Source organism: Pseudomonas syringae pv. coryli str. NCPPB 4273 (assembly GCF_000972175.1).
Classification (GTDB): domain Bacteria; phylum Pseudomonadota; class Gammaproteobacteria; order Pseudomonadales; family Pseudomonadaceae; genus Aquipseudomonas; species Aquipseudomonas syringae.
This window is the reverse complement of sequence record NZ_AWQP01000016.1, coordinates 12,949-24,985: the sequence shown is the minus strand read 5'-3', so window position 1 is coordinate 24,985 and position 12,037 is coordinate 12,949. Positions and strand designations below refer to the sequence as shown.

Here is a 12,037-nt window from a genome sequence, read left to right as displayed (position 1 = left end):
ATGACAACCTTGATCGAGGTCCGTGACCTGTCGAAAACCTTCACCCTGCATCAGCACAACGGCGTGGTCCTCAATGTGCTGCGCGGGCTGAATTTCTCGGTGCGTGCTGGCGAATGCCTGGTGCTCAGCGGGCACTCCGGCGCGGGCAAAAGCACGCTGCTGCGCACCCTGTACGGCAATTACCTGCCTGCCGCCGGCAGCATTCGCGTGCAGCATGAAGGCGAGTGGACCGAACTGGTCGGCGCAACCCCGCGCCAGGTGCTTGAGGTACGACGCAAAACGCTTGGCTACGTCAGCCAGTTCTTGCGCGTGATTCCGCGTGTGTCCAGCCTGGACGTGGTCATGGAACCGGCCCTGGCGCGCGGCTGGTCCCGTGAGCAGGCGCAGGAGCGCGCGCAACTGCTGCTGGGGCGGCTGAATATTCCGCAGCGTTTGTGGCCGCTGGCGCCCAGTACGTTTTCCGGTGGCGAACAGCAGCGCATCAACATCGCGCGCGCGTTCATGGTGCCATGGCCGGTGCTGTTGCTCGACGAACCAACTGCGTCGCTGGACGACGCCAACCGCCGGGTGGTGCTGGAACTGGTCGATGAGGCCAAACAGGCCGGTGCCGCGCTGATCGGTATTTTCCATGACCGCGACGCCCGCGAGGCAGTCGCCAATCGTCAACTCGACATGACCCCGGTGGACCTTACCGCCAAGGAGTTGCTGCAATGCTGAACGAACAGGTTTTCAGTAACGCCCGCGTGGTGACGGCCGAGCAGGTATTCACCGGCACTGTGGTGGTCCGTGACGGCCTGATTGCCGAGGTCGACAGTGGATGCAGCCAGTTGAGTCAGGCCCAGGACATGCAGGGCGATTACCTGCTGCCGGGGCTGGTGGAATTGCACACCGACAACCTGGAAAAGCACCTGTCGCCGCGTCCGGGTGTCGACTGGCCGTCGATGTCGGCGGTGATCAGCCACGATGCGCAAATCGTCGCGGCAGGCATCACCACGGTGTTCGACGCGCTGTCGATCGGCGACATCAACCCCAAAGGCAAGCGCATGCAGCAATTGCCCGCCATGCTGCAGGCGATTGCCGACGCCAATGCGGCAGGCCTGACCCGCGCCGAGCACGTGCTGCACTTGCGCTGTGAGGTCAGTCACCCGGATACCTTGAGCGTGTTTCGCGATCTGGTGGACCAGCCACTGGTGCAACTGGTCTCGGTGATGGACCACGCGCCCGGCCAGCGTCAGTTTGCCCTGGAGTCCAAGTACCGCGAGTACTACATGGGCAAGTACCACATGAACAACGAGGAAATGGACCGCTTCATCGTCGAGCAGGTGGCCAACTCCAACGAGTACGCCGACCGCTACCGGCGTGCGATCGTCGAACTGTGCCTGGCGCGCGGCCTGTCGATTGCCAGTCACGACGATGCAACCATGGCGCATGTCGAGGAGTCGGCGGGTTTCGGCATGAACATCGCCGAGTTCCCGACCACGCTCGAAGCGGCCCGTGGTTGTCGGCAACTGGGCATGAGCGTGTTGATGGGCGCACCGAACATCGTGCGCGGCGGCTCGCACTCCGGTAACGTGGCGGCAGCATCGCTGGCCCGTGACGGGTTGCTGGATATTCTGTCCAGCGATTACTACCCGGCCAGCCTGTTGCAGTCTGCATTCATGCTCGCCGCTCAGGACAACGCATGTGACCTGCCGCAGGCGATCAACATGGTCAGCCGCACGCCGGCCGTGGCTGCCGGGTTGGCGGATCGTGGTGAAATACGTGTGGGGCTGCGCGCTGATCTGATCCAGGCGCGTGATCATGCTGGCCTGCCGGTTATCGACAAGGTCTGGCGACAAGGCAAGAGGGTGTTTTGATGGTTGGCAGGTTGATCTATCTTATCGGGCCGTCCGGATCAGGCAAGGACAGCCTGCTGGACGCGGCCCGGGATACCCTGGCGCAACGCGATTGCCGAATCGTTCGGCGGGTGATCACCCGTTCTGCCGAAGCGGTGGGCGAGGCGGCGCAGGCGGTGACCGTCGAGCAGTTCGAGCAGATGCGCAAGCGAGGCGCGTTCGCCTTGAGCTGGCAGGCCAATGGTCTGCACTACGGCATTCCCGTCGAGATCGATCAGTGGCTGCTGGAAGGCCATGACGTCCTGATCAACGGCTCCCGGGCGCATCTGCAAAAGGCGCAGGCGCGCTATCCCACGCTGCTGGCGGTGTTGCTGACGGTCAATCAGGAGGTGTTGCGCAAGCGCCTGCTGGCGCGCAACCGGGAAAGCCTTGCGGAAATCGAGGAGCGCCTTGCGCGCAACTCGCGCTTTGCCGGAGATTTGCTGGCGAGCAATCCGCAGGTCTTCCCGCTGGATAATTCCGCTGATCTGCAACACACCGTTGCCACGCTGCTCGGCTTGCTCGACAAGCGTCACGCATGCGCCTGACCCTGCTGGGCACCGGTGACGCCCGACAGGTGCCGGTCTACGGTTGTCAGTGTGTGGCGTGTGCTGCCGCGCATGCCGACCATGATCTGCGCCGCTTGCCGTGCAGCGCGCTGATCGAGTGCGCCGACCAGCGCTGGTTGATCGACAGCGGCCTGACCGACCTCACCGAGCGTTTCCCACCGCGCAGCCTGAGCGGGATTCTGCAGACGCACTACCACGCCGACCATGCGCAGGGGCTGTTGCACCTGCGCTGGGGCCAGGGGCTGGTGATTCCGGTCCACGGCCCGGCGGATCCGGAAGGCCTGGCCGACCTCTACAAACACCCCGGCATTCTGGATTTCAGCCAGCCATTCGCCGCTTTCGAACGCCGTGCACTGGGCGCGCTGCAGGTCACCGCGCTGCCACTGGCGCACTCAAAGCCTACGTTCGGCTACCTGTTCGAAGGTGAAGGGCAACGTTTTGCCTACCTGACCGACACCGTCGGCCTGCCCGACGACACCCGCGAGTACTTGCAACGTGCACCGCTGGACCTGCTGGTGCTCGACTGCTCCATGCCTCCACAGCCTCAGCCGCCGCGTAATCACAATGACCTGACGTTGGCGCTAGAAACCATCGATTGGCTACGACCGGGCAGGGCGGTGCTGACGCATGTCGGCCATACGCTGGATGCGTGGTTGATGGGGCGAGCGGGGCAATTGCCTGATCAAGTGTTCGTCGGTCAGGACGGGATGACCCTGTAGAACGCTGGCGCGAAAATTCTGTTCGCTGATCGCCCGCAATCCTGCGCGCTAGACGCATCACGGCTTTGACCCGCTCTGTCAGTGACCTGAATCTGCCTGATGTCGCTCGGCCATGATCCTTTTACATACCGGGCAGGCTGCGACAATTTGTCTTAATGAACCGTTTAGTACATTCTGCGCGCCTGTGAAAATCCGACAGGTTTGAAAAATGACAAATGCGCAAAATACAGGGGCAGTCGGCAGGTTCCTGCTGCCTGGACTGGGTGGGGTGATCGCCTTGATCGGACTCTGGCTGGCAGGTGGCGGTGGCTATCTGGTATCGCTTGGCGGGAGCTGGTTCTTCCTGCTGATGGGCCTGGCGATGCTGGTCAGTGGTGTACTGATCGCCGCCCGCAAGCCCAAAGGTGCCTTGCTGTATGGCATTGCCCTGATACTGACCGCCATCTGGGCTGTCTGGGATGCAGGCCTGCATTACTGGCCACTGGTTTCCCGAGTATTGACCTTCGCCGTCATCGGCCTGGTGGTGGCACTGATCTATCCGACACTGGTTCGCGCCTCGGGTGCTCAGGCAGGGCGCGGTGCCTATGGCCTGGCCGGTCTGTTGGCCATTGGTGTTGTGGCGACCATCGGTTATATGTTCGTACCGAGCCATGTGGTCAGCGCCGCCAGCGTGCCTGATGTGGTTCCGGTGGCTCCGGGCTCCGAGCAAAAGGACTGGGCGCACTGGGGCAACACTCCGGCAGGCAACCGTTTTGCCGCTCTGGATCAGATCAACAAAAGCAACGTCGACAAGCTGCAGGTCGCCTGGACCTTTCATACCGGCGACATCCCGCAAAGTACCGGGGCCGGCGCAGAGGACCAGAACACTCCGCTGCAGATCGGCGACACGGTTTACACCTGCACCGCTTACGGTAAGGTCTTCGCACTCGATGCAGATACCGGCACACAGCGCTGGAAGTTCGATCCTCAGGGCAGTGCGCCCAACTGGCAGCGTTGCCGAGGCCTAGGCTACTTCGCGGCACCTGTCGCCGAAGCAGCGACAGCCAATGCGCCGGCACCATCAGTCTCAGGCGCATGCGTCGCGCGCGTGTTCCTGCCGACCGGCGACGCGCGTCTGATCGCACTCGACGCCAAGACCGGCGAGACCTGCAAGGACTTCGGCAATCAAGGCGTGGTCGACCTGAAAACCGACATGGGCGAGGTCAAGGAGGGCTACTACCAGCAAACCTCGACGCCACTGGTAGCGGGCAATGTGGTGGTTGTCGGTGGTCGTGTTGCCGACAACTTCTCTACCGGTGAGCCTCCGGGCGTAGTACGCGCCTACGACGTGCACACGGGTGAGTTGGTCTGGGCGTGGGATCCGGGTAACCCGAATACCACCAAACGTCCGCCCGCAGGCGAAACCTATACCCGTGGCACGCCGAACGTCTGGTCGGCCATGTCCTACGATGACAAGCTTGGCCTGATCTACTTGCCGACCGGTAACGCAACACCCGACTTCTTCGGCGGGACGCGTACCGAGCAGGATGACAAGTGGTCCTCGTCAGTCGTGGCGGTCGATGTCAAGACCGGCCAGGTGCGCTGGAACTTCCAGATGACTCACCACGATCTGTGGGACTTCGACATCCCGGCGCAGCCGTTGCTGTATGACATTCCAGACGGCAAGGGCGGTACCCAGCCGGCATTGGCACAAGTTACCAAGCAGGGCGAGATCTTCCTGCTCAACCGCGAAACCGGCGTGCCGATCTCGCGGGTCGAGGAACGCCCTGTGCCGCAAGGTAACGTGCCGGGCGAGCGCTATTCGCCGACCCAGCCGTTCTCGGTGGACATGCCTTCGATCGGCAACCAGACCCTGAAAGAGTCGGACATGTGGGGCGCCACGGCATTCGATCAGTTGATGTGCCGGATCGCCTTCAAAGGCATGCGTCACGAGGGTGTCTACACGCCACCTGGGTTGGACCCGGCGTTGCAGTTCCCGGGTTCGCTGGGTGGCATGAACTGGGGCAGTGTCTCGGTTGACCCGACCAACAGCTACATGTTCGTCAATGACATGCGCCTGGGCCTGGCCAACTACATGATCCCGCGCGACAAGATCGCCGCCGGTGCCAGCGGTATCGAAATGGGTGTTGTGCCACAGACCGGTACTCCTTTCGGGGCCATGCGTCAGCGTTTCCTGTCTGCCGTCGGCATTCCCTGCCAGGCACCGCCGTTCGGCACCATGTCGGCGATTGACCTGAAAACCAAGAAACTGATGTGGCAGGTTCCGGTCGGCACCGTGAAGGACACAGGCCCGATGGGCATTCGCATGGGCCTGCCGATTCCGATCGGTATGCCGACGCTGGGTGCCTCGTTGTCCACCCAGTCGGGCTTGCTGTTCTTCGCCGGTACGCAGGATTTCTACCTGCGCGCTTTCGACAGCGGCAACGGCAATGAAATCTGGAAGGCACGTCTGCCAGTCGGCAGCCAATCCGGCCCGATGACCTATGTATCGCCCAAGACCGGCAGGCAGTACATCCTGCTCACTGCCGGCGGTGCCCGCCAATCGCCGGATCGTGGCGATTACGTGATTGCCTACGCGTTGCCCAAGTAACGCGTATCACCTCTGAGGGGCAGATGCTGCCCCTCAGCCTTTTTTACATCGCCCCAATCTCCGGCTTGCCCGTTCTCGACCCGCCATAGATCGGCGGATGCGTGACGATGTGGGTCAGGTCGACCGCCGAGGCCAGCAGTTTCTGCAGGTCGGGACGCGGACGTGACAGGCGTAGATCATTCAGCGTTGCCTGCTCGATCGCGTCAGCGCAGGCCAGCAGTTTCGCATCGCCACGAAATCCGCCGATCACCTGCAGCCCGAACGGCATACCGTTGTGGTCGGCGCCGCAGGGCAGGGACAGCGCCGGATTGGTGGTCAGGGTGATGATGTAGCACAGCGCCAGCCAGCGATAGTAATTGTCCAGAGGCACGCCGTTGACTTCGCGCAGGTACAGCTCGCTCCAGGGGAAGGGCGAGACTGGCGTGGTGGGCGCGAGGATCAGGTCGTAGTGCTCGAATTGTTTCTGAAAGCCGCGAAAGATCCGGCTTTGCTCGCCATGCGCCTTGACGCAGTCCTGCAGCGACATCGCGGCCCCCATGTCGAAATTGGCGCGGGTGTTGGGCCCCAGTGCATCAGGATCGCGGTCGTGAGCGTCCTGCAACCCGGCGACGAAGGCTTCGGCACGCAGTACGTCGAAGGTGCGATGGGCGCTGGTCAGGTTCAGGTCGATGGCTTCGCAGGACTTGAACAGCGATTTCAGGGCGCTGATCTTTTCCCGAAAGACGGCACGGATTTTGTCATCCACAGCACACGCGCCGAAGTCTTCGCTGTAGCCGACACGCAGCTGGCTGAGGTCGATCGGGCGCGGTGAGAGCTCGTCAGCGGCGATGGCATAACTCAACGGGTCGGACTGCCCCAGCCCGGCGCTGGCGCGCAGTTGCAGCAGGGTATCGGCAACATTGCGGCCCATGGGGCCTACCACTGAAATCGGTGTCCAGCCGAGCTTTTTGCGTTCGCTCGGCACCAGCCCTGGTGAAGGACGCAGGCCGACGATACCGCACAGCGCCGCAGGAATACGCAGCGAACCGCCGGTGTCCGAGCCGCTGCACAACGGCACCATGTCGACGGCCAGTGCGGCGGCGGATCCACCCGAGGAACCGCCGGCATTCAGTTCAGGATTGAACGGGTTACCGGTCGCGCCCCACACCACATTGCGGGTATTGGCGCCTGCGCCCAGCTCCGGAACATTGGTCTTGCCGACCATGATTGCCCCGGCTGCACGCAGGCGCGCGACGAACAGGTTGTCCTGCGCGGGAATGTTGTCGCGAAACAGTTGCGAGCCGTAGGTGGTGAGTACCCCGGCGGTTTCTTCCAGGTCCTTGATGCCGATTGGCAGGCCATGCAGCAGCCCCAGAGATTTGCCCTGCATGACGGCCTGTTCGGCCAGCAGTGCCTCGTCGCGGGCGCGCTCGAAACAGGTCGCGGCGAACGCGTTGATCTTCGGGTTCAGGCTTTCAATCCGCTCGATACAGGCGTCCAGCAATTCCACCGGAGAGAGCTGTTTGTTGCCGATCAGCGCACGCAGTTCGGTGGCAGATTTACCGAGCAGCTCGGACGATTTTTGCATGGAGTGTTCTCCCGAATGTCATCGTTCCGCACGCTCCGCGTGGGAATGCATTTCGTGACGCTCTGCGTCACACATCTGCGTCGCGCCTCTTTTTCCAGATTGGGCGCACGTGGGCAGTCTCTTCAAACATCCCCCAGCGCCAGAATCGTCGCGACCAGCGCCTGGCCTCTGGGCACCAGGGTTTTCAGTTCCAGGTACTCGCGGTCGGTGTGAACCTTGCCGCCCACCGGGCCGAGGCCGCACAGGGTCGGGATCCCGAGGCTGGCGGTAAAACCCGAGTCGGCGCAGCCTCCGGTGAATTCGCCCTCCACGCTGAAACCCAGTTCCTGCGCGAGGCCCTGATAAATACTCAGCAAATCGGTGCTGTGCCGAGATTCCATCGGCAGGAAGGTGGTGGCTTCCAGCAGTCTGGCCGACGTCCCGGGCAGTTCCTCTTCGGCGACGATCGCCTGCACGGCTGCAAGTATTTCCGCCCATTGGCGAAGCTCGACAAAACGCACGTCGAGCTTCGCCGTGGCGCTGGGCGCTACCGTGTTGCTGGAGGTGCCACCGCAGATCAGCCCGACATTGGTGGTGATGCCCGCTGCGTAATCAGTCAATGCATGCAACTTGATCACCTTGTGCGCCAGCGCCTGGATGGCACTGGCGCCGTCGGCATGATTGACTCCCGAATGCGCTGCGCGGCCGCTGACTTCGATGATCAACGTGGCACCGCCTTTGCGCGCGCTGACCACATTGCCGCTGGCGCGTCCTGGCTCGGGATTGAGCACCGCACGCGCCTGGCGGGCGTAGTGTTCGATGTGGCTGCGAGCGCTGGCTGAGCCGATTTCCTCGTCGCCGGTATACAGAATCTGCACCGGGAACGGCAGCGGGCCTGCGCGCTTCAATGCCTTCAGCGCAAAGCAGTTGAGCACCAGTCCGCCTTTCATGTCGGCCACGCCAGGGCCGTAGGCTAGCTCACTGTCTTTTGTGTAGCCGCGTGTTGTAGTGGTGCCCTTGGGGAATACGGTGTCGCGATGACCCAGCAGCAACACTGGTTTGCCGGGTCCGCCGGGCAATTCAGCCAGCAACACATCGCCGAAACCCTCGACCGGGATACGCTCGACGCTGATTCCGTCAGCCTGCAATTGTGCGCAGAGCAGGTCACCGACTGCGTCGACGCCGACCTTGTCGTAGCTGTTGGAATCGGTATCGACCAGGCGCTGCAGCAGTGCTTCCATCGCCTCATATTGCTCGGCCAGCCACGCGGTGGCGTGCAGTTGTGCCTCGTTCATTCACTCAGCTCCTGTGCCCGCTGCTCCCGTGTCAGTCGTGCGCCGTCCGTGCCCAGGTCCCAGAACAGTCCGGCCATGATTTGCAGGCTTTCCTTGACCACCGGAGCCAGCAAGTGCTCATCAGGCGCATGCTGCGAGCACGCCGGGTATGAGTGTGGCACCCAGACCGTCGGCAGGCCCAGCACTTCAGCGAACACGTCATTGGGCAGCGAACCGCCCAGATTGGGCAGCAGTGCGGGTTTCTTGCCAGTGGTGGTGGCCAGCGAATCCAGCGCCCAGCCGACCCACGGGCTGTCCGGCGACAGGCGCGTGGCGTGCATCACGTCCATACGCGTCTGCCTGACCTCGACACGATCGAAGCCGTGGGCATCGAGGTGCGCGCGCACCGCGGGGATGAATGCGTTGTAATCGCTGTCGACCACAAAGCGAATGTGACACAACGCGTGAGCCTTGCCGGGAATGGCGTGTACCGGGGCGTCCGGGTTGCCGGTCTTGAAGGCGAGGACGTCGAGGGTGTTCCAGCCGAAGACTTTTTCGCTGAGCGACAGCGCCGGGTTGCCCCAGTCGGCGTCGATGTCCGGATCGCCGGGGCCGCCGCCGACCTCGATATCCGCCAACGCGGCCTTCACAGCGTCGGGAATGGCTTTGGGCATCAGCCCCGCGACTTTCACCCGGCCATGCTCATCGACCATGCTGGCGATGGCATTGGCCAGAATGATCCCCGGGTTGGCCAGCAGGCCGCCCCAGTTGCCGGAATGGTGCGCGCCTTCGCGCAGGTTTACCGTCAGCTCGAAGTTGAACACCCCGCGCGAGCCGAGAAACAGGGTAGGGCGTGCCGCTGCGAGGCGCGGGCCATCGGAGGCGATAAAGATGTCGGCGGCGAGCTCTTCGGCGTGGGCCTGGCAGAACGCGCTCAGGCCGGGAGAGCCATCTTCTTCGCCCATTTCCAGAAGCAGTTTGACGTTGAAGCCCAGCTTGCCATCGCGAGCCTTGAGGGTCTGCTCCAGTGCCGTCAGGTTGATCAGGTGCTGACCCTTGTTGTCGGCGGTGCCGCGCCCGTACCAGCGCTCGCCACGTTCGATCACCTGCCAAGGCGACAGGCCGGTCTGCCACTGCGCGTCATAGCCGCGAACCACGTCCCCGTGGCCGTAACTGAGCAGCGTTGGCAGTTCAGCGGCTTCGATGCGCGTGGCGATCATCAGCGGGCCGCGTCCGGCGACCGGGTTGTGATGCACGGTAACGCTGAAACCCAGACGCTCGACATGCGGGGTGATGAACTCTTGAAGATAACGATACAGCTCGGGCAGGCTCTCGGCCTCCTGGCTCTGGGTCGGGTAGGCAACGCTTTTGCCGAGCAGGGCGAAAAAGGCGCCGTTGTCGAACTGTTCAGTGACGTTTTCGATGGCGTGCGAACGGCTACTCATGAGGGCATCTGCTCCAGAGGTTTCGAGGTGTCGTGCAGGTGGCAGCGAACGGTTCCGCCTTCCATGCGGCCAATGGCCGGGGCTTTTTCCTTGCACACCGGCATGCACGCCGGGCAGCGTGGATGAAAGGCACAGCCGGACGGCGGCGACATGGGGTTGGGAAAGGTGCCGTGCAAACCCAGATCGGGAATGCCCAGATGCGGGTCCGGGGTCAGCACCGAGTCCAGCAACGCCTGGGTGTAGGGATGGCCGGGCCGGGCGAACAAGGATTCGCGGCTGTGCTCTTCGACGATCCGCCCCAGGTACATGACCGCCACGCGGTCGGCCAGATGTTCGATGACCGCCAGGTTATGGCTGATCAGCAGGTAAGTCAGGCCGAATTCCTGTTTGAGCTCCTGTAACAGGTTGAGAATCTGCGCCTGCACTGAAACGTCCAGCGCCGAAGTCGGCTCGTCGCAGATCAACACATCCGGGCGCATCACCAGCGCCCGGGCAATCGCCACACGCTGGCGCTGGCCACCGGAAAGCTGGCTCGGGTAACTGTCGATCACGCGTTTGGGCAAGCCGACCACGTCCATCATCGCTTCGGCGCGCTGGCGACGTTCGGCCGGGGTGCCGATGCCATGCACGATCAGCGGCAGCGTGACGATCTCGCGCAGGGTCTTGCGCGGGTTGAGTGACGAGTAGGGGTCCTGAAAGATCGGCTGAATGCGCCGCGCCATCTCCTTGCGGTCGGTGCCGGCGAGGTGCTTGCCGTTGACCAGTACGTCGCCGCTGCTGGGCGCAAGCAACCCCAGCAGCATCTTCGCCAGGGTACTTTTACCGCAGCCCGATTCGCCGACCAGCCCGAGTGTTTCGCCACGCATCAGGCGTAGCGACACACCATCGACGGCTTTGAGCGTGGCATCGGGTTTGAAAAAACCACGACTGATGCTGAATTCGCGGCGTATATCGCACAGTTCCAGCGCTATGTCTTTCTTGACGCTGGCAGTCGGAACCTGTTTCACGGCGGTATTCATGACGGTACGCCCTCACGGTGAAACACAGGTTCGGCGCCCGCTGCGGCAAACAGGCAGCGAGTCATGTGGTTGTGGCTATTGATCGGCGGGACGTCACCGGCACAGGCCGGGATCGCTTGCGGGCAGCGATTGCGGAATGCGCAGCCGTGTTGCTCGCCCACCAGACTGGGCACCAGCCCCGGAATCGACCCCAGCGGCTGGCCCGGCTGAGTGCGCCCGGGGATCGGTATGCTTGTCAGCAAGCCGCGGGTATAGGGGTGTTGCGGGTTCTCGAACAACTCGATGGCCGGGGCGGTCTCGACGATCTGTCCGGCGTACATCACCGCGACCCGGTCGGCGATACGTGCCACCAGCCCCAGGTCGTGGGTGATGAAGATCACGGCCAGACCCAGCTCCTTCTGGATGTCGCGGATCAGGCGCAGGATCTGCGCCTGAATGGTCACGTCCAGCGCAGTGGTCGGTTCGTCGGCGATAATCACGTCCGGCTCGCACATCAGGGCCATGGCGATGATCACCCGCTGGCGCAGGCCGCCCGACAGTTGATGCGGATACTGGCGCAAGCGCTCGCCCGCGTTGCTGATCCCGACTTTCTCGAGCATCTGCGCGGCGCGCTGCAGGGCCTCCTTGCGCGACACCTTGCGGTGTCGGGTGAGCACTTCGCTGAGCTGATCGCCAATGCTGTAGGCCGGGTTCAGCGAGGTCATGGGCTCCTGAAAGATCATCGCCAGGCGGTTGCCGCGCAGGTCGCACATCTGCCGCTCGCTCTGGGTCAGCATGTCGATGCCGTCCAGGCTCAGCGTCGTTGCGGTACGTCGGGCCTTGCGCGGCAGCAGGTCCATGAGTGCCAGCGAAGTCAGGGATTTGCCGCACCCGGACTCGCCGACGATGCACAGCATTTCGCCGCGCTCGACCTGAAAGTCCAGGCCGCGCACTGCGTGGAGTGTGTCTTGCCCGAGAGGAATCTCGACACGCAGGTTTTCAACATGCAAAAGCGCCATGTG

At 63.1% G+C, this 12,037-nt stretch carries 10 protein-coding genes; 5 read left to right on the top strand and 5 right to left on the bottom strand.

Going from position 1 to position 12,037, the window contains the following annotated elements; genetic code table 11:
- The 5 genes from phnL to P406_RS07765 all read left to right on the top strand — a co-directional run bounded on the left by phnL (nucleotide 1) and on the right by P406_RS07765 (nucleotide 5,752).
- Nucleotides 1-717, top strand: coding sequence for a phosphonate C-P lyase system protein PhnL (gene phnL / locus P406_RS07785; protein ID WP_024693647.1), 717 nt, complete (start codon nucleotides 1-3; stop codon nucleotides 715-717).
- Nucleotides 711-1,856 carry an alpha-D-ribose 1-methylphosphonate 5-triphosphate diphosphatase gene (locus P406_RS07780; protein WP_046235870.1) on the top strand — a complete coding sequence of 382 codons (1,146 nt, stop codon included), beginning with the start codon at nucleotides 711-713 and terminating at the stop codon, nucleotides 1,854-1,856. Before phnL ends, P406_RS07780 begins: the two co-directional genes overlap by 7 nt.
- Nucleotides 1,856-2,422 carry a phosphonate metabolism protein/1,5-bisphosphokinase (PRPP-forming) PhnN gene (phnN, locus tag P406_RS07775; protein ID WP_046235869.1) on the top strand — a complete coding sequence of 189 codons (567 nt, stop codon included), beginning with the start codon at nucleotides 1,856-1,858 and terminating at the stop codon, nucleotides 2,420-2,422. The genes P406_RS07780 and phnN overlap by 1 nt, the downstream gene beginning before the upstream one ends.
- Nucleotides 2,413-3,162, top strand: a complete 750-nt coding sequence (gene phnP, locus P406_RS07770; protein WP_046235868.1) for a phosphonate metabolism protein PhnP — start codon at nucleotides 2,413-2,415, stop codon at nucleotides 3,160-3,162. The genes phnN and phnP overlap by 10 nt, the downstream gene beginning before the upstream one ends.
- A gap of 208 nt (nucleotides 3,163-3,370) precedes the next feature.
- Nucleotides 3,371-5,752 (top strand): glucose/quinate/shikimate family membrane-bound PQQ-dependent dehydrogenase, encoded by a 2,382-nt coding sequence (locus P406_RS07765; RefSeq protein WP_046235867.1) that lies wholly within the window; start codon nucleotides 3,371-3,373, stop codon nucleotides 5,750-5,752.
- A gap of 43 nt (nucleotides 5,753-5,795) precedes the next feature.
- Here P406_RS07765 and P406_RS07760 read toward each other — a convergent pair whose 3' ends face one another.
- The 5 genes from P406_RS07760 to P406_RS07740 form a co-directional block, all read right to left on the bottom strand.
- Nucleotides 5,796-7,319, bottom strand: coding sequence for an amidase (locus P406_RS07760; protein WP_046235866.1), 1,524 nt, complete (start codon nucleotides 7,317-7,319; stop codon nucleotides 5,796-5,798).
- A 122-nt stretch (nucleotides 7,320-7,441) separates the two neighbouring features.
- On the bottom strand, nucleotides 7,442-8,593 hold the full coding sequence (locus P406_RS07755; protein WP_046235865.1) for a M20 family metallopeptidase: 1,152 nt from the start codon (nucleotides 8,591-8,593) through the stop codon (nucleotides 7,442-7,444).
- A complete protein-coding gene (locus P406_RS07750) occupies nucleotides 8,590-10,017 on the bottom strand; it encodes a M20 family metallopeptidase (protein WP_046235864.1) in 1,428 nt (475 codons plus the stop codon). The genes P406_RS07755 and P406_RS07750 overlap by 4 nt, the downstream gene beginning before the upstream one ends.
- Complete coding sequence (locus tag P406_RS07745; RefSeq protein ID WP_046235863.1) at nucleotides 10,014-11,036, bottom strand: ABC transporter ATP-binding protein; 1,023 nt, start codon at nucleotides 11,034-11,036, stop codon at nucleotides 10,014-10,016. Before P406_RS07745 ends, P406_RS07750 begins: the two co-directional genes overlap by 4 nt.
- Nucleotides 11,033-12,034: an ABC transporter ATP-binding protein gene (locus P406_RS07740; protein WP_046235862.1), complete on the bottom strand. Its 1,002-nt coding sequence runs from the start codon at nucleotides 12,032-12,034 to the stop codon at nucleotides 11,033-11,035. The genes P406_RS07745 and P406_RS07740 overlap by 4 nt, the downstream gene beginning before the upstream one ends.
- Between the last annotated feature and the right edge of the window lie 3 nt (nucleotides 12,035-12,037).